At 51.2% G+C, this 24536-nt stretch carries 23 protein-coding genes and 1 pseudogene; 12 read left to right on the top strand and 12 right to left on the bottom strand.

Annotated features, from left to right (window positions below):
* Nucleotides 1-133 precede the first annotated feature (133 nt).
* Nucleotides 134-418 (top strand): hypothetical protein, encoded by a 285-nt coding sequence (locus tag ACO0LG_RS06735; RefSeq protein ID WP_423024593.1) that lies wholly within the window; start codon nt 134-136, stop codon nt 416-418.
* 84 nt (nt 419-502) lie between these two features.
* Here the strand turns inward: ACO0LG_RS06735 and ACO0LG_RS06730 are convergent, their stop codons facing one another.
* Nucleotides 503-1324, bottom strand: a complete 822-nt coding sequence (locus ACO0LG_RS06730) for a DUF2087 domain-containing protein (protein WP_423024591.1) — start codon at nt 1322-1324, stop codon at nt 503-505.
* Nucleotides 1325-1558: 234 nt separating this feature from the next.
* The gene (locus ACO0LG_RS06725) at nt 1559-2176 is read right to left on the bottom strand and encodes a LysE family translocator (protein WP_423024589.1); all 618 of its coding nucleotides are present in this window, start codon (nt 2174-2176) and stop codon (nt 1559-1561) included.
* A gap of 134 nt (nt 2177-2310) precedes the next feature.
* Here ACO0LG_RS06725 and ACO0LG_RS06720 point away from each other — a divergent pair, with 134 nt between their 5' ends.
* Nucleotides 2311-3207, top strand: a complete 897-nt coding sequence (locus ACO0LG_RS06720) for a LysR substrate-binding domain-containing protein (RefSeq protein ID WP_423024587.1) — start codon at nt 2311-2313, stop codon at nt 3205-3207.
* A gap of 6 nt (nt 3208-3213) precedes the next feature.
* Here the strand turns inward: ACO0LG_RS06720 and ACO0LG_RS06715 are convergent, their stop codons facing one another.
* Together ACO0LG_RS06715 and ACO0LG_RS06710 are read right to left on the bottom strand one after the other, a co-directional pair.
* Nucleotides 3214-4077 (bottom strand): lipid A biosynthesis acyltransferase, encoded by an 864-nt coding sequence (locus ACO0LG_RS06715; RefSeq protein WP_423024585.1) that lies wholly within the window; start codon nt 4075-4077, stop codon nt 3214-3216.
* Nucleotides 4074-4934, bottom strand: coding sequence for a lysophospholipid acyltransferase family protein (locus ACO0LG_RS06710; protein ID WP_423024583.1), 861 nt, complete (start codon nt 4932-4934; stop codon nt 4074-4076). The genes ACO0LG_RS06715 and ACO0LG_RS06710 overlap by 4 nt, the downstream gene beginning before the upstream one ends.
* 238 nt (nt 4935-5172) lie before the next feature.
* On the opposite strand from ACO0LG_RS06710, the gene metK reads away from it, so the two are divergent.
* From metK to gorA, 5 genes are all read left to right on the top strand, one after another.
* Entirely contained in the window at nt 5173-6354 is a 1182-nt protein-coding gene (metK, locus tag ACO0LG_RS06705) for a methionine adenosyltransferase (RefSeq protein WP_422950739.1), read from the top strand.
* Between the two features lie 137 nt (nt 6355-6491).
* A complete protein-coding gene (locus ACO0LG_RS06700) occupies nt 6492-7391 on the top strand; it encodes a M14 family zinc carboxypeptidase (protein WP_423024581.1) in 900 nt (299 codons plus the stop codon).
* Between the two features lie 317 nt (nt 7392-7708).
* Nucleotides 7709-8116: a lysozyme inhibitor LprI family protein gene (locus ACO0LG_RS06695; RefSeq protein WP_423024579.1), complete on the top strand. Its 408-nt coding sequence runs from the start codon at nt 7709-7711 to the stop codon at nt 8114-8116.
* Between the two features lie 107 nt (nt 8117-8223).
* Complete coding sequence (locus tag ACO0LG_RS06690; protein ID WP_423024577.1) at nt 8224-9105, top strand: dienelactone hydrolase family protein; 882 nt, start codon at nt 8224-8226, stop codon at nt 9103-9105.
* A gap of 88 nt (nt 9106-9193) precedes the next feature.
* On the top strand, nt 9194-10546 hold the full coding sequence (gorA, locus tag ACO0LG_RS06685) for a glutathione-disulfide reductase (protein ID WP_423024575.1): 1353 nt from the start codon (nt 9194-9196) through the stop codon (nt 10544-10546).
* Between the two features lie 191 nt (nt 10547-10737).
* Here the strand turns inward: gorA and ACO0LG_RS06680 are convergent, their stop codons facing one another.
* Entirely contained in the window at nt 10738-11583 is an 846-nt protein-coding gene (locus tag ACO0LG_RS06680) for a hypothetical protein (protein ID WP_423024573.1), read from the bottom strand.
* A 155-nt stretch (nt 11584-11738) separates the two neighbouring features.
* Nucleotides 11739-12815 carry a hypothetical protein gene (locus tag ACO0LG_RS06675; RefSeq protein WP_423024571.1) on the bottom strand — a complete coding sequence of 359 codons (1077 nt, stop codon included), beginning with the start codon at nt 12813-12815 and terminating at the stop codon, nt 11739-11741.
* A gap of 263 nt (nt 12816-13078) precedes the next feature.
* Between ACO0LG_RS06675 and ACO0LG_RS06670 the strand changes: the two genes are divergently transcribed.
* Nucleotides 13079-13828: a ZIP family metal transporter gene (locus tag ACO0LG_RS06670; RefSeq protein WP_422950938.1), complete on the top strand. Its 750-nt coding sequence runs from the start codon at nt 13079-13081 to the stop codon at nt 13826-13828.
* Nucleotides 13829-14007: 179 nt separating this feature from the next.
* Here ACO0LG_RS06670 and ACO0LG_RS06665 read toward each other — a convergent pair whose 3' ends face one another.
* The 3 genes from ACO0LG_RS06665 to ACO0LG_RS06655 form a co-directional block, all read right to left on the bottom strand.
* Nucleotides 14008-14853 carry a sulfurtransferase gene (locus ACO0LG_RS06665; protein ID WP_423024569.1) on the bottom strand — a complete coding sequence of 282 codons (846 nt, stop codon included), beginning with the start codon at nt 14851-14853 and terminating at the stop codon, nt 14008-14010.
* Nucleotides 14854-14874: 21 nt separating this feature from the next.
* Nucleotides 14875-15795, bottom strand: a complete 921-nt coding sequence (locus tag ACO0LG_RS06660; RefSeq protein WP_423024567.1) for a DMT family transporter — start codon at nt 15793-15795, stop codon at nt 14875-14877.
* A 66-nt stretch (nt 15796-15861) separates the two neighbouring features.
* Nucleotides 15862-16962 (bottom strand): aromatic ring-hydroxylating oxygenase subunit alpha, encoded by a 1101-nt coding sequence (locus tag ACO0LG_RS06655; protein ID WP_423024565.1) that lies wholly within the window; start codon nt 16960-16962, stop codon nt 15862-15864.
* Nucleotides 16963-17593: 631 nt separating this feature from the next.
* Here ACO0LG_RS06655 and ACO0LG_RS06650 point away from each other — a divergent pair.
* The gene (locus tag ACO0LG_RS06650; protein WP_423024563.1) at nt 17594-18526 is read left to right on the top strand and encodes a lipase family alpha/beta hydrolase; all 933 of its coding nucleotides are present in this window, start codon (nt 17594-17596) and stop codon (nt 18524-18526) included.
* 207 nt (nt 18527-18733) lie between these two features.
* Complete coding sequence (locus tag ACO0LG_RS06645; RefSeq protein WP_423024561.1) at nt 18734-19690, top strand: lipase secretion chaperone; 957 nt, start codon at nt 18734-18736, stop codon at nt 19688-19690.
* A 64-nt stretch (nt 19691-19754) separates the two neighbouring features.
* Here the strand turns inward: ACO0LG_RS06645 and ACO0LG_RS06640 are convergent.
* From ACO0LG_RS06640 to ACO0LG_RS06630, 3 genes and pseudogenes are all read right to left on the bottom strand, one after another.
* Nucleotides 19755-20181: pseudogene (locus ACO0LG_RS06640) on the bottom strand (DUF7684 family protein).
* Nucleotides 20182-20433: 252 nt separating this feature from the next.
* Complete coding sequence (locus ACO0LG_RS06635) at nt 20434-22767, bottom strand: DUF1631 family protein (RefSeq protein ID WP_423024559.1); 2334 nt, start codon at nt 22765-22767, stop codon at nt 20434-20436.
* Between the two features lie 183 nt (nt 22768-22950).
* Complete coding sequence (locus ACO0LG_RS06630) at nt 22951-23211, bottom strand: hypothetical protein (RefSeq protein WP_423024557.1); 261 nt, start codon at nt 23209-23211, stop codon at nt 22951-22953.
* A 36-nt stretch (nt 23212-23247) separates the two neighbouring features.
* On the opposite strand from ACO0LG_RS06630, the gene ACO0LG_RS06625 reads away from it, so the two are divergent.
* Nucleotides 23248-23541, top strand: coding sequence for an exodeoxyribonuclease VII small subunit (locus ACO0LG_RS06625; RefSeq protein WP_423024555.1), 294 nt, complete (start codon nt 23248-23250; stop codon nt 23539-23541).
* The gene (locus ACO0LG_RS06620) at nt 23538-24425 is read left to right on the top strand and encodes a polyprenyl synthetase family protein (RefSeq protein ID WP_423024553.1); all 888 of its coding nucleotides are present in this window, start codon (nt 23538-23540) and stop codon (nt 24423-24425) included. Before ACO0LG_RS06625 ends, ACO0LG_RS06620 begins: the two co-directional genes overlap by 4 nt.
* The last annotated feature ends 111 nt before the right edge of the window (nt 24426-24536 follow it).

Raw genomic sequence — 24536 nt, 5'->3', positions numbered from 1 at the left:
CGAAGAATGTGAGTGGCGGTCATGGTGACAATGCTGTTGAATTTGACGTTGGGGTTGCCGTTGAATTTGACTTTGCAGTTGCTTTTGACTTTTGCCGTTCCCATGTGTAGCCGCCATTTGTGCAGTACAGAAAATGGATCAAGAAGAGCCGCTGTCTGAGGGTAGCGAGTTTCGGATCTTCCCATTTTTTGTACTGCACAAATGGGAACCCCGAAGGGGCGGCTATGCCTGGGTCGACTTTCTTGGAATACCTTCTTTGGCGACGCAAAGAAAGTATTTCGGCTGCCGGGCCGAGACCCGGCTTGTATCCACGAAGGGCAATCGCTTTAGGCAAAGTGCGGCATACAACAAACAGCACGGCATACTGCGAACGTCGCTGGAACGCCAGCCCGGTGGATTCCTGCTTGCGCAGGAATGACGTTAACTACATTGCCGTCAAATTCAAGACTCAGCAGCCAGGGCGGTACAACAAAGCTAATCTGCATTAAATCGCAGACATAGCTCACACCCTCCAATACTCCCCCTCCGCCCTCTCCATCAATCCATTCATAATAAACTCCCGCCGCAAGGTCGCAAAATCAGCATGAAACTGCAACAAGAAGCTATTGATATCAGCCTCCACATACCGATGCTCAAATTGTAATTGTTCCACCAGCCAGCGCAAGATCACCAGCCGTTTTTTACGCTGTTCAGGAATACTCACCAGCCGCCCATCCTTGACAAAAGACTTCATCACCCGTTCAGCCTCAACTTCAGTGGATTGCAAATCCAGCATGATCTGGGAAGCATCCCAGTTCGCCTTGAAACGCTCGGTGCGACTGGATTGCAAGCGTTGCTGCGCCAGGTTCAGCCAGCTTGCACTGCCATAGCCCTGTACCAGATCACGCCCGATAACTTCCCAGAATTCCGGTGCAGCGCTAACACCCAGCGCCTGCAAATAATCACTGGTGACGACCAGATACTGACGACGGTAAGGCAGCAGATAACCGGCTTCACTCGCCTGCAATTGCGCCTGCGCTTCGGCATAGCTGGCATACCAGTGATTGATGAAGACAGCCACTTCGGCACCGTGCCAGAAGTCTCCCATGTCTTCACCAGGTTTGGCTTCGCCACCGAGGACGATGCGGGCCTGTTCCCAGTTATGGAAACCGGCATCGGCTGCGGCCAGGTTCATGCAGTGCTTGAGTTGCCAGACCTCGGGAATGTCCCACTTGCGCTGGCGGCTCAAGATCATGGCGCGTTTGCTGGCTGCGGTGTTGCGCGTCTCCAGCAGTTTTTGCAATAAACGGGCGCGGGTTTTGATTTCTATAGTAAGTGCGTTCATGCTGCAGCTCCAGTCGATATGGGCTGTTGTGTGATGAACAATGAGGGGTAATACGACGATAACATGATGAACTCCAGTTCGCTTATCGACGACCCGCTGACGTCAAACGAAACATGGCAATTATCACATTAATATGGATGTGCATTTGCAGGGTGAGAGCCTCTTGTGCGGGTAGGCGCCCCTTAGCACCTGCGGCAATTGTAGGCGCGCCTCAGAATTTCGTCAACCATGCAACTAATGCAAGGCGGGCAAACTGGCAAGTGATACACCCAGAATGACCAGCACAGCGCCAATGAAACGATTCAATATCACCTGCTGTCTGAGCATGCCAGCACGCAGGCGATGATCTGAAAAGAACAGGGCAACGAGGCTGAACCATATACAGTGAGCGACAGACATGAACAAGCCGTAGCCAAATTGCGCCAGCAAGCTGGTATCAAGCTGCACGACCTGGGTATAAGTGCTCAAGACAAATAAAGTGGTTTTGGGATTGAAGGCATTCGTCATGAAACCTGCACGCAAGGCTGCCAGATTATTCAACGACTGCCCATTTCCTGCTTCTGCACTGATGACAGCACGGGCAAAAAATGTCTGGTAACCGATATAAATCAGATAGATCGCACCGATGATCTTGATGGCGAAATACAGGCTGGGTGATTTGGCAATCAACCAACCCACACCCAGCATGGTGTACATCACATGCACCTGCACACCCAGCGCGATGCCACTCGCAGCAAGCAAGCCTGCACGGCGGCCATACAGGTAACTGTTCCTGGTGACCATGGCAAAGTCAGCACCGGGGCTGATGACGGCCAAAATGGTGATGATGGCAACGGCTATGAGTTCTGTCATGTTCTTCCTCAAGATAAAAAAATTTATGTGGGATCTAATTTGTGATCTATGTTCACGCATGCATGAATTCTGAAGCCAGACACAATGATGAAAATCGATTTATACTCAGACATATCATTGAGAAAATATCACAGATGCCAAATCACCTTCCCTCTCTGAATGCCATACGTGTATTTGAAGTCGCCGCCCGCCATTTGAGCCTGGTCAGGGCGGCGGAAGAACTGCATGTGACCCATGGCGCGGTCAGCCGCCAGATCAAGCAACTCGAAGTGAACCTGGGCGTGGAATTGTTCGAGCGCCGCAACCGCGCCATATTTTTAACGCGTGCGGGCCTGAGTCTGCAAGGCACTTGCACTGACATCATGCGGCAACTGGAAGCAGGCTTGCGCCAGCTCAGGCAGGCAGATGATCAACCGCTGGTCGTCTCTTGCGAACCAACGATAGCCATGCGCTGGCTGATCCCGCGTCTGGGCAAATTCAGGCAACTCCACCCTGAACTGGAGATTCATTTATTTGCCGCTGGCGGTTCTGTGGATTTGCGTCACGGTCATATAGACCTGGCTTTGCGGCGCAATGATTTTGTGTGGGATGCAAGCTACCATGTCGCCAAAGTTGCCAGTGAATTGATCGCCCCTGTCTGCATTCCTGGTCTGCTCAAACAAGGTAAGCTGCCACTGAACCAACAATGCCTGCTGCACACGGCAAGTCGGCCCGATGCCTGGCCATTATGGCAGAAACTCAGCGGGCAAACCGCTCGCGGCAAAAACCGGGCGACGTATGAACATTTTTACCTGAGCCTGCAGGCAGCTTGCGCTGGCCTGGGTGTCGCCATGGCATCGGGCTATATGGTGGAAGATGAAATCCGCAGCAGGCAGTTATTAGCACCGCATGCATTCATGGCAGATAGCACAGACTATGTCTTGCTGTCAGCCATACCCTTTGATGAGGACCAGCGCCGTCAGGTTTTTTTGAATTGGTTACAGCGAGAATTTGAAGTAACGGCGCAGGCCGTCACTGGCATGTATCAGTAAAATGGCTCAGTAAACGCTGGGTTCGCCAGGAGGGCGTGTTTTGAAACGCTTATGCGCCCAAAAATATTCGGCTGGCGCTTTCAGGATTTCCTGCTCAATGAAGGCATTCATGTAACGGGTAGCCGCCACGATATCGTCGCCCGGATACTTTTGCCAAGGCTCATGGAAAGTCACTTTCCAGCCCTTGTAATCAGGCAAAATCGTGGCGATGACGGGGATGACCTTGGCACCGGTCGTGGCCGCTATTCTTGGTACTGCTGTCAGGGTCGCTGCAGGTATGCCAAAGAAAGGCACGAACTCGGCATCCTTGGCACCAAAGTCCATGTCTGGCAACATGAAGAATGGCAGGTGTTCACGCATGGCACGGATGATGGGCTTGACGCCTTCTGCCCGCGAGAACAGCTTGACCGGACGAAAGCGCGAGCGCCCCTTGCGCAAGGCAGCATCAAACACCTTGCTGCGCTGGCGGGTGTAAATGGAACATAGCGAGGACTCCAGCATCACCGCTACGCCTGCCACATCGAGACTGACAAAATGCGGGCACATCAATATGGTAGGGCTCTCTGCCATTGCCGCCATCGGTACGGCAGGGTGTATCTGTATGAGCCGCTTCAAACGCGCTTCTGATGCCCACCAGAGTATGCCGCGTTCCAGCACGCTGCGGGCATAGACCTGGAAGTGGCGTTTGGCGATAGCCTGCCTTTCGGCTTGGCTCAAATGCGGCAGGCAAAGCGCCAGATTCGTCAGCGTGATATGCCTGCGCTTCTTGATCAGCATAAATAATATGCTGCCCACACCCTCACCGAGGCGGCCAAGCAGCGGCAACGGCAACCAGTGCAATACCCACATCAGGACCAGCACTGCCCTCATACTGGCTCCCTGTCCGTACCGGTCTCTGGCCCATCGACGCCATCCGGTTTCTTGTAGCGGTTATAACTCCAGAAATATTGTGCGGGGGATAGCGCAATCAGTTTTTCCATGCCGCGGTTGATGGCCGTAGCCTGTGCCACCGGGTCTGTACCCAGCTCTTCTTCAAAGGGCACGAAGCGGATCACATAGCCGCGACCGCCGGGCAGGCGCTCTGCAAAAGTCAGGATAATCGGTGCATCTGTCATGCCATGCAATTTGGCAGACAAGGTCATGGTGTAGGCGCGTTTGCCAAAAAATTTAGCCCAGACGCCCTCGCCTTCTTGCGGCACCTGATCAGGCAGCAAACCTATCGCCTCGCCTTTTTTAAGTGCCTTGGCCATGATCCTGACACCAGAGAAATTTGCCGGTGCCAGCAAAAGATTGTCACGCGCGCGCGCACCCTCTATCAGTGGTTTTAAAGCCGCCTTGCGTGGCGGGCGATATAAGACGGTCAGGCGGGTGCGTACGGCGATGCTTTGGGCGACAATTTCAAAACAGCCCAGATGCGGTGTCAAAAATATCACACCTTTCTTGGCATCCAGCGCGGCCTGTACCAATTCCCAGTTCTCTATCGTCGCCGTCTTTAATACCCTGTCAGGCTTGGCGCACCAGATAAAGGGCAGTTCCAGGATATTCTTGCCGGCCTCACGCACAGCGACATGCAAATGCTCAGGAAAACCGGCGCGGGTGATATTTTGTTTCAGACGGCGGCGATACGATCCCGACAGCAAATAGACGAACCAACCCAGCGCGGCTCCGGAAAAATGCAAGACCGACAATGGAAAAATGGAAAGGAAACGAAACAAAGTGACAAGCATGATGCTGCTCAATTATCAGTATAATAATAAGGGTATATTCGACAGACTATGCAGAACGAGCGTAAAATATCACATATTGGCTAGCTCTGACCTGCTTTAGGGCAGGATAAACACAGAAGGCAAGCCACCGCCGAGTTAATGACAACTTGCGAGGCGGTTAATAAAATTCGCTAAAGCGTCGCAGGACTCTTCCGACTGCGGCATAATTTTTACGGTCAATTTTTTATAGGAGCCTGCGATGGCTAATGATTTTCTTTTCACCTCTGAATCGGTATCCGAAGGACACCCGGACAAAGTCGCCGATCAGATTTCCGATGCGATTCTGGATGCGATCTTTGAACAGGATCCCCGTTCCCGCGTTGCTGCCGAAACCCTGACCAATACTGGTCTGGTCGTTCTGGCTGGTGAAATCACCACGAATGCTCACGTTGATTACATACAGGTCGCACGCGACACCATCAAGCGCATCGGTTACGACAATACCGATTATGGTATCGATTACAAAGGTTGCGCCGTACTGGTTGCTTATGACAAGCAATCCAATGATATCGCCCAGGGCGTCGACCAGGCGTCTGATGATCACCTCAACACCGGTGCCGGTGACCAGGGTCTGATGTTTGGTTATGCCTGCGATGAAACACCAGAACTGATGCCTGCGCCAATTTACTATGCGCACCGTCTGGTAGAACGCCAGGCACAATTGCGCAAGGATGGCCGCCTGCCTTTCCTGCGTCCGGATGCCAAAAGCCAGGTCACCATGCGTTATGTCGATGGCAAACCGCACAGTATCGATACTGTCGTGCTGTCCACCCAGCATCACCCTGACCAAAGCGAAACCTCGACCAAGATGAAGCAGTCTTTCATTGACGCTGTTATTGAAGAGATCATCAAACCAGTCTTGCCTAAAGAATGGTTGCTGGATACCAAATTCCTGATCAACCCGACTGGCCGTTTCGTTATCGGGGGCCCGCAAGGTGATTGTGGTCTGACTGGCCGCAAGATCATCGTTGATACCTACGGTGGTGCCTGCCCGCATGGCGGCGGCGCTTTCTCTGGTAAAGATCCTACCAAGGTAGATCGTTCTGCTGCCTATGCTGCCCGTTATGTCGCCAAGAATATCGTCGCTGCTGGCATCGCCCGTCAATGCCAGATCCAGGTGGCTTATGCGATTGGTGTAGCACGCCCGATGAACGTAACTGTCTATACTGAAGGCACAGGCGTCATCCCTGATGACCAGATCGCCGCACTGGTGAACGAGCATTTTGACCTGCGTCCAAAAGGTATTATCCAGATGCTGGACTTGCTGCGCCCTATCTACTCCAAGACAGCCGCTTACGGCCACTTTGGTCGTGAAGAGCCAGAATTCACCTGGGAACGCACTGACAAGGCAGCAATTTTGCGTGCCGCTGCTGGACTGTAATTTATCTTCATTGTTTTAAGTATTAGGTAGCACTAGGAGTAGAAGCAAGAATGCCGGTTGTTCTTTTTAGAAGTAAGTTCTGTGCATCTCGCTGCAAAAAACTCGGTGCTTTGTTTGCGGTGGCTGGCCTGTTGGCCATGCCATCTGCAAACAGCCTGTCTGCTGCGTCAACGCCTCCGGCACCATCTATAGCATCAACGGCACCAGCGGCACCTACTTCATCCACCCCAGCCAAATCGCCTGTAAAACCAAAAACCGTCAGCGACTGGTGCACACCACTGGTAGCGCGCTTGCCTAAAGTCAGCCTGACTGACTGCAAGAACAGTAAACTCAGCCCTACGGGCGCAAATTCACTCAATGGTTTCCCGGTATTGTTCCGCGATATCAAGGCAGATGCCAAACATCCGCAAGCGATACGGGTACTACTGCTGGGCGGCATTCATGGCGATGAACAAACGGCATCTTCAGTTGTCTTCAAATGGATGGACGCCATGCAGAAAAGCCCGCTGGAATTCAACTGGCGCGTGGCCCCCGTGGTGAATCCTGATGGCCTGCTGGCACCCAAGCCACGCCGCGTCAATGCCCGCGGCATAGACTTGAACCGCAACTTCCCCACGCCCAACTGGCAAAAAGAAGCACCAAGCTACTGGGCACGCGTGACCCGCAGTGACCCGCGCCGCTATCCCGGCAAAGCACCGATCTCTGAACCGGAAAGCCGCTGGGTCTATGAGACCATAGAGAAGTACAAACCGGACGTCATCATCTCGGTCCACGCCCCTTTCGGCGTACTCGACTTTGATGGCCCGACCACGCCACCCAACCGCTTTGGCCGCCTGATCTATAACCGCGTCGGTGTCTATCCCGGCTCACTGGGCAACTATAGCGGCCTGCACAAGGACATCCCGGTAGTCACCATAGAGTTGCCAAATGCCACGCAAATGCCGCCTGATGCTGAAGTACAGCGTATCTGGCAAGACATGCAGTCGTGGATACGGCAGAACGTGGCAACCCCGTTAAAGACGGCACGCAATCCTTAACTCTCTATTCCTGATTTGTACTGCACTGAATCAAAACCAGGCAATCATGGATGGCTTGGCGCTGTGTAACGCATCCTGACACCAGGGATCAACTTCATACCTGCCATTGATCACGCAACCCAGGAAACAAATCCAGATACTGATATTTCAAATTTCTGGTCGCAACGCTATTCACGATCACCGTATCGATGAAACAAAAACAGTGCTTCAAAATAAGTTGTTTCCGGGTAAGCCCTGATAATTCTTTGTGTTATTATTTGCTTAACACTATTCCAGTGCTGATATGTTGTGACAATCTCAAAGAACTTAAGGATTTTATGAAATCCATTCAATTAGCACTGCTATCCTTGCTCTGCACCATAGCAACATCCAGCCAGGCTGAAATCCTGTGTGCAACAGCGAAAAATACGCAAGAAGAAGCCCAGTGCATGGCTAACGAAGTGAGCAAGGCAGACAAGAAGCTGGACGCCTATCTGCAAGCTGCCAAAAGCCGGATTAACAAGACCCCGGATGCCAAACTCAACCTCGATACCGCGCAAAAGGCCTGGGAACAATACCGCGCCGCCCATTGTGGTGATGTCTACACTTTTTGGGTACAAGGCAGCATACGCCTTCGCCAGTCTGCCCAGTGCCAGCTAGACCTGACACAAAGCCGCACCCATGATGTGTGGAAGGCCTATCTGACTTTTGCAGACAGCACGCCGCCTGTATTGCCGCAGCCCTGAAGCCAGCGGTGCTGGCAGGTAGGTTTTGATAATCGGTTGTACAATGCAATGCTGTTTTATCCAGCGTTTCATACATAACCTACGAAGAAACCTTACAGGAGAACACCATGCAGCTTCGCGAAGACTTTAATAGCCTGGTCGGTAGCACTGAAGATAGTACGGCAGTCAACCGCCGCAGTTTCATGCAAACAGCAGTTGGTGTCGGCTTTGCCGCAGCAGTTGCTCCAGTGAGCGCGCAAACCATGATCAAGACTGACCGTGCTGGTCTGACAGATGGCGTGGCAAAATTGACTGTCGCGGGTGCAGAAGTACCTTTGTACTTTGCCAAGCCTGATGGCAAGAGCAATCTGCCGGTGATACTAGTGATATCCGAAATTTTTGGTGTGCATGAACATATTGCCGATGTCGCCCGCCGCTTTGCCAAGCAGGGTTATCTGGCAATTGCCCCTGAATTGTTTGTGCGCCAGGGCGATGCGAAAAATGCTGCCAGCGTGGCTGAGCTGATCAAGGAAATTATTTCCAAAGTGCCTGATGCGCAAGTCATGGGTGATCTCGATGCTTCAGTTGCATGGGCAGCGAATAATGGTGGTGACACCAAGCGCCTGGGGATCACCGGTTTTTGCTGGGGTGGCCGTATCACCTGGATGTATTCTGCCTACAACCCGAATGTCAAAGCCGGGGTAGCCTGGTATGGCAAACTGGTCGGCGATGCCTCGGCATTGACGCCCAAGCACCCCATCGACATCGCCGCCAACCTCAAAACGCCGGTGCTGGGCTTGTATGGCGCCAAGGACCAGGGTATTCCAGTTGAATCTGTCTTCAAGATGGAAGTAGAACTCAAAAAAGGCAATAGCAAATCAGAATTCAAGGTCTATGAAAATTCTGGCCATGCCTTCAATGCTGATTATCGCCCCAGTTATAACGAAGCTGACGCCAAAGATGGCTGGGGCCGCGCCCTGGCCTGGTTCAAGGCAAATGGCGTAGTGTAATATTCCCATCTCTGTGTCACCGGCAGATCTGGTGCAAGCGACTTTCCAGATCTGCCCCCTCTTTTTTATCTTATCCCAGGACCACAGCATGCACACTTACGACTATGACTTATTCACGATAGGCGGCGGTTCTGGTGGCGTGCGGGCCAGCCGCTTTGCGGCGCAGTATGGTGCCCGGGTTGCTCTGGCTGAATCCGGCCCACTGGGCGGCACTTGCGTAAATGCAGGTTGTATCCCTAAAAAACTGATGTCGTATGCGGCGCATTATCATAACGACTTTGAAGAGGCTGCCGGCTTTGGCTGGAGCCTGGGTGAGCAGCGCTTTGACTGGCCTACCCTGATTGCCAACAAGGACAAGGAAATCGCCAGGCTCAATGGCATCTACAAGCAGATATTGACGAATGCCAACGTGAATGTCATCGCTGGTCATGCACAGATAGTCGATGCGCACACGGTTGTAGTGAACGGCACAAACTATAGCGCGCATAACATCCTGATCGCTACTGGCGGCCATCCCATCAAACCAGAATTACCAGGCAGTGAATTGAGCATTACTTCGGATGAATTCTTTCACCTGCCTGCCCTGCCGAACCATGCGGTAGTACAAGGTGGTGGTTATATTGCGGTAGAGCTGGCCTCTATCCTCAATGGTCTGGGTTGCAGAGTCACGCTGGTACAGCGTGGCAGCCAAATTTTGCGTAGCATGGACACTGACCTTGGCCACTTCCTGATTGCTGAAATGCGCAAGAAAGGTGTAGAAATTGCGCTCGATACCAGGATATTGTCCATCGCTGCCCATGGTGACCGCAAACAAGTGGCTCTCAGTGATGGTCGCACCCTGGATAGTGATTGCATTCTGTTTGCCACAGGCCGCAAGCCTAATGTCAGAGGACTAGGGCTGGAGAACGCAGGCGTGCTGGTGCGCGAGAATGGCGCCATCAGCGTGGATGAGCACTTCGCCACCAATGTCCCGCATATCTATGCCATCGGCGATGTCATCGACCGTGTGGCACTGACCCCGGTAGCGCTGGCAGAAGGCATGGTTGTTGCAGCCAACCTGTTCCAGCATGGCCGCAAGCTGATGTCCTATGAAAATATTCCCACTGCCGTATTCAGCCATCCGAATGTCGCCACCCTGGGCATGACTGAAGCCAAGGCCCGTGAAAAACATGCCCATGTCAACATCTTCAAAAGTGAATTCAAGGCACTCAAGCACACGCTGTCTGGTTCCAGCGAACGCTGCCTCATGAAAATGATCGTCGATGCTGATACCGACCGCGTACTCGGCATGCACATGGTAGGGCCGGACGCTGGTGAAATCATCCAGGGCTTTGCAGTGGCAATGCAATGCGGTGTGACCAAGGCACAAGTGGATGCGACCATCGGTGTGCATCCTACCATTGCAGAAGAGTTTGTGACGATGCGGACGGCAGTAGTTTAGTTTGATATGACTGCCTGTTTAAAGAAATATTGTTGAAATTATTTCAGCTAGCGTGCGATTAACAGAGCATAATCGCACGAAAATTAATCATCGCGAACCATCTTCGTTTGCGCGTCAAGGGGGAACCATGTGATCCACTCTTACCCCAATTCCAGTTCTCTTCGATCCAGATGAAGCTGTTTCAGCTTGACTTATAGACCAAATATCTTTCGATCACACTGCAGTCTATCGTCCTCTTTTTCCAATTTTTCACAGTTACGCATACGTGGTTTTAATTCTGTCAGTTCGGTATATTTTTGATTGCTTTCTATCGCTACGCATTTCCTTAAGTTGTACACATAAATATAGGTAGTGTCGACATCAGGATTTTCAAAAACCTCGTTGATTATTGATGGCATTAACCGCAAAGTAAGCTGGTCATTTTGCAATCCAGTTTTGACGAGAGCGCTGACACTTTCTTTTGACATTCCCTTGTCTCTGGCAACGGCAATATTGGATGCGGATTGTCCGACATTTTCACACAGAGGCACACGCACCAACGGGTTCCATGCAGACCGTGGGTTCCTTTCGAGATAGTTGGCAATATAGCGTTTATCTGCATTTTGACCTTTGTAATGCGAACAGGCCTCAACAATTGCAGCTTGAGCCGCGCCACGCTTTATGGTCTGATCTGCATAAATAAGCTCATAGATTTTGCCAACAACCACAATGTATTCAGGAAGCAAGTTTGCTGGAATTTTGAGATGACGATTCATTGATGCTTTGACCATGTTGAATGCAATCTCCTTCGGCATTGCAGAGTCACGTCCGTCTACTGCGAAGTCTGCATACATATCCAGGTTAGAACAAACCATCAAGGTTTCTTGGTTGACAGGATTTTGGCTGCTTTGGTCTGCTGCCTTCACGGCAAATGGAAGCACCATGCTCAGAATAAAAAAGAGGGAAAATATTTTATTTTTCATTTTTTGAATACCAAGTTTAGAAATAGTCAGGCTAATTAACACCACTTCACTGATCCCGACGACAAAGCGACACATGAATGACAGCCAGGTAAGGTGCGTTTCAACGCACTGACTGTGATGGCCATAATGATAGATCGAGAACAGTGGCAATGTAAAATCGGTGCGTTAAAACGCACCCTACAGACGAGTTATTTGCAGTATTCACAGTGTTCGCAGCGTCCCTGATTTGTTCAATCGATATACCCCAACGTAGTCGCCAATGGATCTATCTTTTCCCAATGCTCTTGCCTGAGGACTGCTTTCGCCCGCAACATCAGGGCATCGGCTTCGGCAATCTGGCCTTTGCGCCGGGTCAGTTCAGCCAGTCTGGTCAGTACCAGCGACAATCGCTTGCCAGCTTTCTTTCCCTGCGTAAATATAGATGCGCGCAACAGCGGTTCAGCTTCAGTGTCGCGCCCCAGCTTCAGGTAAATCGCTGCCTGATCATCCAGCAAGGCGGTTGGCTCACCGTGAGTAGCCCAATACCCTCCAGGCACAGGCTCCTCAGGCATTTGTGCAATGGTCTCTGTGCGACTCTGTTCCATGGTTTGCAACAAGGCCAGGGCTTTTTCGTATTTTCCTTCCCGCGTGAAATGGGCTGCAATACGGCGCCCTGCCTCATAGGGATTGACTGGCTCCAGCACCAGCATCAGTGGACTCGCTTCCCAAGGAGCCTGCCCTGAAAAATTGAATTTCTTCAGCAATTGCTCAAACAAGACCTCGGCTTCACTATTACGCTGCAAACCAATCAAAGCGGCACCGTGCATCAACACAAGCTCTTCAGGCTCGCCATCAGGTTTGCTCAATTTTTCCCAGATCGAAGAATACTGGTCCAGATAGCCCAACGCCTCTGCATACTCATGCTTGCTCAGGGCGAGATTCGCCAGATTGATATTGATCATGGCGCCAAACAAACTGGCGCTCATATCAGCATCTCTAACTGCGAATTTTGTTTGTTTGCTAAACTTTAGTGCAAGCAGGTTAAATTTTTTCGCGTCAGAAAAATCTCTCACCCAATATGCCAGTTTTGCCAACGTAACATAAGCGACTAGCTGCTCACCAAATTCACGCTCGTTCGCAGGCGGCTTCGCTTTTTCCAGATAATCAGCAAGACGCTTCCAGCATTTGGATACAGGTACGGGCTCACAATCTGGCGTATCATCGAGTAGTGATTTCTGATTACTCTTCACATTGCCTGCCGCCTGGGCATGACTAAAAATGCCAAACGCCGATAGCAATATCAGGGAATATAAAATCCGTTTTTTCATTGATTGATGGATCAATTACAGGTCGTAAAGAAGTAAAAGCATATCGATAGTATTATAGCAAAAATGCAATGACTATTAGCACATCATCAATGTGCGTCATGAGCAGATGTGCCCTATTTATCCAAGAATTCATGGCGATGCAACTGATGCCGACATCGCCGCAAGTGAAGACTGCATTTGCAGAAAACCCCGCAATATGCTTTAATTTGCAACCTGGTTGCAAATTCCCGAGGTTTAAAATTCACTCCACGCTGTTATCCATCCTGTTTGCTACCACGATTGCTGGTGTCTTAAGCATCACTGCGGCTGCCATTTTTTCGTTTTCACTGCTCTCCAAAGTCGTAGAACGCATGGTCAGCCTGTCGGTGGGTATCATGCTGTCCACTTCCTTGCTGCATGCGCTGCCTGAGGCTTTTGAGTCTGGGGCAGACACCCGCACGCTGTTTGCTTGTTTGCTGGGCGGCTTGCTGGCTTTCTTCTTGCTGGAAAAATTCGCCATCCTGCGCCACTCACACCATCATGAAGGCGATGGTCATCACCATGAACATGGCCATGATGCGCATGAAGCGGGCAAGGCTGGCTGGATGATATTGGTGGGCGACGGACTGCATAATTTTACTGATGGTATTTTGATCGCGGCGGCATTTTTGGCTAACCCCAAGCTGGGTCTGGTGACGGGTCTGGCGATCATTGCCCATGAGATCCCACAAGAGATTGGTGATTTTATTGTCTTGCTCAATGCCGGCTTCAGCCGCATGCGTGCGTATATGTATAACCTGATCTGCAGCATGATGGGTGTGGTTGGCGGCGTGCTTGGTTATTACACGCTGGAAAGCGCCAGCGGCATGATCCCTTATGTGCTGGTGTTTGCGTCGTCAGGGTTTATTTATATCGCAGTCAGTGATCTGATGCCGCAGATGCAGAGACGTGCGACGCTGAAAGAAACGATACCGCAGATTATCCTGATATCACTGGGGGTGGTGCTGGTGTTGTTTGTGACTAGTCACAGGTAAGTATTGGAAATATGCGTGTTCTCGTAGGTTGGGCCGGGCCTCGCTAGGCTACGGGGTATCAGCCTACCGAGGCCCGGCCCAACACTCGGCTTACAAATCACGTATTCGTTTAGCTAAGGCACAGTGTTGGGCTGGTGAAGCGTAGCCCAACCTACGCATATCCTCGGCTCAAACTCTACTCAACGCTCCACCGGCCTGGACGCATCCGCACACCATTCACTCCACGATCCCGGATACAAAGCGGCTCCCTGCAAACCCGCCGCTTCCAGCGCCAGCAAGTTATGGCAGGCTGTGACCCCCGAGCCGCATTGCATGATGGCCTGGCTGGCATCGCCCACCACGGCAGACCACTCCTGTTGCAACTGCTCTGCTGGTTTAAAACGGCCATCGGCTTGCAGATTGTCTTTGAAAAAGCGGTTTTTGGCACCGGGAATATGGCCGCCGACTGGATCTATCGTTTCGTTCTCGCCGCGGAAACGGTCAGCGGAACGGGCATCGACCAGCGTCTTGGCAGCGCTGCTGATATTTGCCAGCACTTGACTGACATCGACTGTGCCTACCAGTGCTGGTTTTTCGCTGATATTGCCGCTGCGTGCAGCAGGCACTTCTGTCGTGACAGGCTGGCCTGCTGCGATCCAGGCTGGCAAGCCACCGTCAAGCACCGCCACGGCCTTGTGGCCTACCCAGCGCAACATCCACCACAGACGTGCGGCAAACATGCCGCCATGGGCGTCATAGACGACGACCTGGCTATCGGCGTTGATGCCAAGCGATTGCAGAGTGGCGATGAAGTCAGCTTTTTCAGGCAGGGGATGGCGGCCACGGAATAAGCCATCTGCGCCGACCTTGGCAGCCGACAGGCGCTGGTCCAGATGCACGAATTGTGCGCTGGGGATATGGCCCTGGTCATAGGCAGCCTGGCCTGCATTGCTGTCCATCAAATCATGGCGGCAATCCAGTACGACCCAGTTCTCGTCGTTGATATGTGTGGCCAACTCTGTTGCACTGATCAATGTTGTGTACATCCTGGTCTCCTGTAAAAGTAATTATTCTGAACTGATGGCATCGCCGGGTATGGATTTGCGATTTGTTTTGGCATTATAGAATGTTGCGATCAGGCCGCTGCATAAAATCACGACTATGCCCATCCAGCTTAACCAGGCCAGGCTGACTTTCCAGATCAACACATCCCAGACGCTGGAAAACACAATGCCCACATATTGCAGGTTGGCTGTGACCAGGGTATTACCTAGCCGGTAGGCGCGTGTCATGGCCATTTGCGCGCTGGCGGCTGTCACACCTATCGCCAGCAAGAGCATGATGCCCCTGCTGTCCAAGTGATGCCAGGTGACTTCACCCGCTGCGGCATACACTGATTTGCCGATCAGGGTACCCATCAAGCCGGCGACCGCACAGGTCAGGGAGAAATAAAACACCACGCGGTATTCAGGCTCACCCAGCAAACCCATCTGTCTGACTTGCATATATGCCCAGGCTGCCAGCATGCCAGATATCAGCGCAAGCACGCCACCCATGACCTGATCAGTGTGTATGCTGGGACGTAGCAGCAAGACCACACCGACAAAGCCCATGAGGATGGCGGCGATGGGTTGCCAGGTCAGGCCGCGCTGCTTGCGCCACCATGCACTTGTCAGCAAGATGGCGGCGATCCAGATCGGGGACATGTAATTCAGTGTCACCGCCATCGCCAGCGGTAATTTGCCCAGGGCATAAAACCATAACCATAGAGAGATGACGCCTACGCCGCCGCGTACCAGGTGATGGCGAGGCATGCCTGTTCTTAAAGTGCCCCCCTGGAACCTGACCAGCATGGCGATCATCAGCATGCCTATCGCACCGCGATAAGCGACGATTTCAGCGGTGGAATAATCGACCGATGCCAGCTTGACGCAGACACCCATAATGGAAAACAGAAAGCTGGCAACCAGCATCCATAAAGACTGCATAAGAACTCAACTCCAAACTCAACGCCAAAAGATAAGGGAGGCACGGGCCTCCCTTAAAATTCTACCTTACACTGCAATTTTTCTTCGGTACCATTCATGGAAGTGCTGCATACCATCTTCCATGGGCGATTGATACGGGCCAACTTCATTGACGCCACGGTCAAACAAAATCTTGCGCCCGGCATCCATGCGCTGGGCGATCTCATCATCCTCGACACAGGTTTCCATATAGGCGGCACGTTCTGCCTCTATGAATTCGCGTTCGAACAAGACGATTTCTTCCGGATAATAAAACTCGACTACGTTACGAGTCTTGCCAGTCGCCGTTGGCCACAGAGTCGATACCACCAGCACATGCGGATACCATTCAACCATGATGTTCGGGTACAGGGTCAACCAGATCGCGCCGTATTTGGGTGCTTCACCATTACGATATTTCAGCACCTGTTCTTGCCAGCGCTGATAAGTGGGCGAGCCGGATTTTTGCAAGCCCTTGTGTACGCCCACGGTTTGCACGCTATAGTCTTCGCCGAATTCCCACATCAAATCATCGCAAGAAACAAAACTGCCGAGACCAGGGTGGAAAGGTTCGACGTGATAATCTTCCAGATAGACTTCAATAAAAGTCTTCCAGTTGTAATCACATTCATGCACCTCGACATGGTCGAGCATATAGTCAGTGAAATCCAGATCCTGGGTAACACTGAGCTTGGACATGCGTTCCATGACGTTGTAACCGTTTTGCTCGAACAGCAGGCCATTCCAGTTTTGCAGCGGTGTGCGCTGCAAATTCAGGCAAGGTGTGTCAGCGAAATGCGGCGCACCGATGAGCTCTCCTTTGAGGTCGTAAGTCCAGCGATGCAGCGGGCAGACAATATTATTGGTATTGCCACGCCCATTGAACATCAATGCCTGGCGGTGACGGCAGACATTCGACATCAGTTCTATGCCCTGCGCGCTACGCACCAGCATGCGGCCTTCGTTTTCGGCAGCAAGCGTGGCAAAGTCGCCGAGATTGGGCACCATGAGTTCATGACCGACATAACGTGGGCCAGAATGGAATAAATCTTTGATTTCGCGCTGTAATAGCGTTTCATCAAAATATACGTGAACCGGAAGTTGCGCGTCAGAACGCGCGAGTGTAGACAAAGAAGCCAGATCGGACATCCCCACCCCCCAAATTAATTTGCACCAACCTAAGAGAGAAAGAATCCACAAAAACCTGTTCCGTAAGGACTTTCAATCCAGACGAAAATTCAAACGATCAAACGACTTGAAGAGGAAATTTTGGACAGAACCGCGAATTATACCCGAATTGCAGAAATAGTAGTCAAGCCCATACTAAATCAGCCTGGAAGCTCGGTATTTGACTGATTTTTTTGGATTTACATTGAAACTAGTCCTCATTCGCAAAGACAAAGTAATTCCCAACAAAAATATCCAGGCAGCAATTACCAAACGACAAAGTTTTGAACAGACGTTGCGATCAACCTACAGTTTTACCTAATAAAAAGCACAAGCATGCATTTTAGTGAACTTCATCTAAAACTCATCTGTAGCAGCTCAAGAAAGCCGGGTTACAGAGGGAATATAAATGGTTTAGCCCATTACAAAACAGTGCAAGCCCTCCCCATTTTTGAGCATCCGCCTCTTTTTCTTGCCTTTTTATGTTGCATAGCAACTTGCTAATCATCGACAGGAAACCTAGCCTGAGCTTGCCATATCAAGACCTGCTCACAGAGGCAGGCACATAGGCACCGCTGCGTTTCATTTCAACGATAACAATGAAAGAGACAAAATGAAAAAACAAATGGTAAAAAGTGTAGTGATGTTCGTCATGGCCATGATGGTGTTACCAGCACCGTCGTGGGCAGCAGGTTATACGGAGACAAAATATCCCATCGTGCTGGTGCACGGCCTGTTCGGTTTCGATAACATCGGCCCGGTAGATTACTGGTATGGAATCCCCTCTGCCTTGCGCAGCGATGGTGCCAAAGTCTATGTCACCCAGGTGGCGGCTGCCAACAGCACCGAAGTCCGGGGTGAACAATTGCTGACCCAGGTCAAACAGATCCTGGCCGTTACCGGTGCATCCAAAGTCAATCTGATAGGACATAGCCACGGTGGGCCCACCATCCGCTATGTGGCTTCCGTCAGGCCTGACCTGGTGGCGTCAGCTACCTCGGTAGGTGGTGTCAACCGTGGCTCCAAGGTGGCAGACGTCTTGCTTGGTGTAGCACCGGCAGGTTCCTTGTCGAACACCGTACTGGTGTCGATCACAAATGGTCTGGCACAAGTCATCAGCTTCCTGTCAGGTAAACCCACCCTGTCGCAAGACTCTCTGGCCGCAGCCAATTCGCTGAGCACGGCTGGTTCGCTGAAGTTCAACGCCAAATACCCGGAAGGCGTGCCAACAACAGCTTGCGGTGAAGGTGCCTACACGGCCCGCGGTGTCGCATATTTTTCATGGAGTGGTGCCAAGCCCTATACCAATGTGCTCGACATCATCGACCCTGCGCTGGCACTGACTTCACTGGCATTTTCTGGTGAAAAGAATGATGGCCTGGTCGCCAGTTGCTCCAGCCATCTGGGCAAGGTGATACGTGATGACTATGCAATGAACCACCTGGACGAAGTGAATCAGACCATAGGCCTGATCAATATCTTTGAAACCAACCCGGTTACGCTGTATCGTCAACATGCGAATCGCCTGAAAAATCAGGGTCTGTAAGAACCTGTTCACGATCTTACTACGCGAGCGTGATCGGGGCTCATGTGCTGCTCAAATGCTTAGGTACTAAAGTACATTCCGCTTTTTGCGCTGCTCTTCACCCCGCTGACGCTCGCTACAGATCGTAAATAGATTTTAAGACAGTAATACTGATCCTGAATGTAGTCCCCGCAACAAGATGCAAATTTGAACAAGGAGCGGTAGTCTATGAGAACAGTCAATCTGGCATTTGCTGGCGCGACGGCCTTGGTCGTCGCGGTTTTTTTCGTTGTTACTTCCCTCAAATCAGAGAACAATAGCGAACCCATCAAACAACGCAAGACCGATCAAAGCTTTGACTTTGTCCGCTCGTTTGAAGGCACTGCCCGCGATGGCAATATCAGCCAGAGTGACATGAACCATTTACAGGTCAGTGCAGAATTGCGCCTGCTGTTTGATTACTACCTGGCAGCGACCGGTGAGAAAAAACTGCCCGAGATACGCGCCGAAATTGAAAAAGTACTGGATCAAAAACTCAGCGGCAATGCTGCCCTGCAAGCCAAGAACCTGCTGGCCCGCTACATCCAGTACAAAGAAGCCCTGGTCAGTGTAGAAGCCAATGCACAAAACATCAGCGCGGGTAAAACCAGCATGGCCGCAGCAGCCCGCCAGCGCTGGTCTGCCATGCAGCAAACCCGTCAGCGCTTCTTCAGTGAAAAAGAAAACCAGGCCATGTTTGGCTTTGATGACGCCTACGACATCGATGCCCTGAACCGCCTTGATGTCGCTGAAAACGCCAGCCTTACCACCGAACAGAAACAGGCACAATTCAAAGCCCTTGACGACGCCCTGCCCGCTGCCTTGCGTGAAGAAAAGAATGCCCCCTACCAGGTCATACGCCTCGAAGAACAGGCAGCCAATCTGCGTGCGACCGGCGCTAGTGAGGATGACATCTATAAAATGCGCGCCGCCGCCACTTCACCAGAAGCCGCCAGCAGACTCGCCGAAGTCGATAGGGAAGAAAGCATATGGAAAGCCCGCATACAACAATACCTGGAGCAAAAGAATAAACTGAATACCGAAATGGCATTCCACAGCGCGACCGAAAAACAGACAGCGCTGGATCAGGTACGCAAGCAGTATTTCAATGCGGATGAACAGCGCAGGTTGCCTGCGTATGAGTGAGATCATTCGCTATTTACATTGACGAATTAAGCCAGTCAAAAATTGCAGGTGCAACTCCTTTGGTTCAGGCATCTGCATATTTCTTCAGAAAAATAGCTTCATCATTTTGGTTGGAAATATGAAGCAACACCGTGTGCATAAATTTTATGGTGGGGTGCTTCGCAGTGACCTTGGCGAATTCAAATACATCTTCCAGATTATGATGTGAAAACCAGCACGTAATGATGAAGCTATCGTCAGGAATAGGCTTATAGTCAAATTGTTCTATATTTGCCCAATCGAGCATCGTCCCACAAAGAGCATTCAGGTCCCCAAGCCAACATGTACAAGCAACCTGAGTTGGCTAGCCACTTGCTGATCATAGAACGCCATTCCGGCGTAACATCCGCTTCAATCACGATGACGGCAAGATAGGGCGACAACGCTGAAATGTCAGTTGGCTCCGCACCTGGCTTGAGGTGCAGATAAATCGGGTTGGTATTGTTTGTCATGGTAGAGCTTAGGACGATAGGTGCCCTGGCAGAAAACGATGAATACTTGTTTGACGCAGCTTTATTTTTTATTTTGCAAGAAAGATGTGCGCACAAGTGCGCGAATGCCAAATAAGCTATCTTCAAGACGTGTAACAATGGGGTAGTGAGTGTGTCATTTTAACCAGGCCTTGACACAACTTGCAGGGACATTATTTCAGAAGAATCGCGTATGCATTTAATGCAAACAGCACCACTGTATAGCAGCGATACTCAGACCAGACTCATCTCTTCTTCGTCCTCTTGCTCATCTGGTGTATTTTCCAGAGCTTCGGTCAAGGCACGGTCTACAACGCGGTCAAGTTGGAGTATCTTCGCGCGTTTTTCGCGGAAGGTTTGTTCAAGTTCTTCGGCGGTGACCTGGAAGGTTCTTTCTTTGTCGCCGGTCGTGAAGATGTACAGACTGCGCATGGGGCTGACCCAGGCGAGTTTGACTTTGTTGGTACCACCAGTTTTTTTGGTGAATTCCAGCCACACGCCGCGTTCAAGCTCAGTGACAGTGTCGACATGTTCATCTGGCGGCGGCGCTGGTTCAGCGTCAACCTTGCCTTCTGCTTCTGCGCGTTTTGCGATCCTGCGTTCGGCGGCTTGCTGTGCGACTTCGACTGCGATTTCTATCTGGCGTTCTGGCGACAGGTCCAGCGGTGCACGGACGATGGAGGCGTGGCATTCTGCCAGGTCCGCAAAGAATTGTACGCGATCAGCATCTTCCCACTTGATCAGGCTCAGCCATTTATTCAGGCGGGCCAGGATGGCGGGCAGGCGGTTCAGTAATTCCTGACGCTGTTGCAGGGTGATCTTGGGTTTGACACTCCAAATCAGGTCATCCATGGTCTTAATGGCGTCTTCAACGGCATAAGGCTTTTCTTCCTTGACGCTATAGGCGAGGGTCAAGACCTTGGTCCAGCGGTCTTCGAGGAAGGTTTCTACAAAGGCGACGACTTCACCAGTACCCACGCGCAAGGACACCTCGTGGGTGGCGGCGATACCAGCCTGTTTGACTTTTTCTTTTTTGAGCGCTGTCTTGATCGGCAGTTGCAATGCCTCGGCCGCTTCTTTCTCTTCTTTCTGGATGAAAGATTCGAGATCGTTGACGACTTCGTCAAACAAAGCGACTTCCTGGTCAAACTCTTGCTGCACACGGTGCACATTGCGCTGCATGGTCTGGAACAAGGGATCTTGCTGACCTTTTTTCTGATCCCAGGCCAGGCTGTAACGTGACAGCAAATCAACCAGGCGACGGGCAGGATGTTCTTCCTGGAAGAAGAATTCCTTGTCCATCAAGGCGGCCTTGAGGACAGGTATCTGCAGAACTGAAATCAATTCCTTGATCTGGGTAGGAATTGCCTGATTACGGAACACGCTGTCAAATACTTGTGACAGCAAATCCAGGGTATTTTTTTCTATGCCGGTATTGGCGATATTCGCAATTTCCGGCATTTGCTCGCGCATTTGCGAGAGGCGCAATACGTCTTGCGCACCAGCCATCATCTGCTGCAGCTTGACGCTCTTTTGCAGATCAGCAAGTTTTTGGAACAGCTCGGCACGGGCCACTGTCTGTGTCTCACCCGACTGGGCAAAACCAGAATGAGGGGCAGAACCACCAGCACCTTGTGATGCGCCACCCACCTGGCCAGCGCCACCTGGGTGACCGCTGAAATTACCTGAGCTAGCGCCAGCGAAACCACCGGCTGATCCACCACCTGCGCTCATGCCACCAGCACCACCATGTCCACCGCCAGCGTGACCACTTGTTTCATTCGCGGCGCCAGCCTGCGGATTGCCAGACAAAAGGTTTCTGAGTTTTTGTGAGATATCGCCAGGGGCTGCTTCTTTGCGTTTTTCTGAATTGCGGCTGCGGCGTATGCGGAAGGACTCGTGCAAGTCAGGCAAGATGCCTTTGGCGATCAGCGCTTCATTGAGCGAATTTAAAATTGGTTCAAGGTCAAATAGTATGTCGGCGCGCAACAGTGGCAACACCAGTTCATGGGTGTTCACCTCCGGATCAAATTCACACCAGGCAGAATAAATGGTGTGCAGGAAAATCTCTGGACGGAAAGGGTTCTGCGCAATGCTCAGCGCATCATGTTCCATCAGGTGGGCAAAGCGCATGTTCAGTGCGGCATATTGCTCGGCACTATCGAGTTCCAGCGTGCGGCCAGCCCTGCTCAGGGCCAGCTTTTTGTCCATCTCTTCGTAAGTGACCAATGTCAGGGCAACGTCGGCATTGCTGGCGACGATTTTGACACCTTGCAGGAGAGCATCGATTTCCTTGCGGAAAGCAGCTTCAAATCCTGCTGAAGTCAGGTAGAAAAAGGCATAGCCATTTTTTTTGAGCAATTGTCCGGCATTGAAGCTCAAGTTTGCTTCACGCGCATCCATGCTTTGTTCTGACAAAGCGAGGAAGGCATTTGCCAGACGGGCAGAGAATGCATCAATTTGCGATGCTACCAAATGATTCGCCAATGGAATCAGACCGCGCAGGACCGCATCACGGGACTGTAATACAGTACCGGTAGGCTTGGAGAGGGTGGCGGTCGTGGACATGGCAACAATGAAATCAGGTTATTTTGCTCAGGCTACAATTAAGACAATGAAAGTAAAAAAATATTTACAAGTAATACTATAGTGCAAATTGCGCATTACAATTGCAAAAAATTAAGACAAACTCATGACACATTTATCGTTTTTGACGCTGCTTGCTAATTAATTAGGATAGTTGGAAAACAGCTAATCTGCACAAGAATTAATCAAAACCGTTGAAGCTACTATATACCGTAAATTTCCACATGGAAATGTTTGAAACGCAATTTCCACTAATTTTAAGTAGGGCTTGCGAATAAATTTCAAAACAGCAACGGGTTCGAACAATTCCCCTAAAATTGCTTGCAAGGAATGCAATAAACAGTAAATTTCTTGGGATTGCTCTAAAATAGCAGGTTGAACCTTGTTTACCTTGCTTTTCCCGCCGATTTTTACGTTTGGTTTCACTTTTTTTTGTTAACGGCGCGAAACAAACATTTCTTTATGACAAAAAAACAATCAACTGCAAATCTAGCTGTTCCCGCCCATCTGGAAGGTCTTTCCTTTGAAGACGCCATGGCTGAGCTCAATAAGCTCGTCAACAGCATGGAAGCAGGAGAGTTGTCGCTGGAAGTCTCTGTAAGTGCTTACCAACGTGGTTCTGAACTGGTGAAATATTGTGCAGCTCAGCTCGAAAAAGTAGAGCAGCAAGTCAAGGTATTGGAAGCTGGCATGCTCAAACCATTTGTTGATTCCAGTAACAATGGTGGCAGCAACAGTGACGAGGAAACAACATGAGTGAACAATTTGGTAACTGGATGCGACAAACCCAGGCTGCGTGTGAAACCAGTCTGAAACAGTTCTTACCCGACGAAAATACAGTCCCGCAGCAATTGCATGCCGCCATGCGTTATGCGACTCTGGATGGTGGCAAACGGGTACGTCCTTTATTGGTATATGCAGCAGGCCAGTTGTTTGATGCGCCTGCCGCCTTGCTAAGCCGGGCTGCAGCAGCAGTGGAAATGATCCATGCCTATTCATTAGTGCACGACGACATGCCCTGCATGGACGACGATGCCCTGCGCCGTGGCAAACCCACTGTACACGTCAAATATGATGAGGCAACGGCGCTACTGGTCGGCGATGCCCTTCAGGCACAGGCCTTTTTGGTCTTGGCTGAGGGTGAAGGTGATGCAAGCGCCAAACTGGCGATGTTGCAATTGCTGGCCCGCGCTGCCGGGTCTGTTGGCATGTGCGGTGGCCAGGCGATTGATCTCGCCAGCGTTGGCCTTGCCTTGAACCGTGAACAACTGGAGCAGATGCATAGACTGAAAACCGGCGCCCTGCTGCGTGCTTCGGTATTATTAGGGGCCATGTGCGGCAAAACCCTGACAGCAGATGAGACCGCAGCACTGGATAGCTATGCTGCCGCCATAGGCCTGGCTTTCCAGGTAGTGGATGATGTGCTCGATGCAACAGCAGATTCTGCCACCCTGGGCAAGACGGCAGGCAAGGACGCGGCAGATAACAAGCCCACCTTTGTCAGCCTCATGGGCTTGGACGCTTCACGCGCATTAGCCACGCAACTATGCCATGATGCGCATGCAGCCTTGGATAATTTTGATGACAAGGCACACTTATTACATGAGCTGGCAGATTTGATCGTACAACGCCAAGCCTGATGTCATGTTGTAGTTTATGTTGTAGGGTGCGCCATGCGCACCATGGTAGTAGTACCAGCAGCAGAACGATACGTGCAAGCGAACAGTGCGCATGGCGCACCCTGCAGGTAA

The sequence above is a fragment of the Undibacterium sp. Ji42W genome (assembly GCF_049340405.1).
Classification (GTDB): Bacteria; Pseudomonadota; Gammaproteobacteria; order Burkholderiales; family Burkholderiaceae_D; genus Undibacterium.
This window is presented reverse-complemented; position numbering and strand designations above follow the sequence as displayed.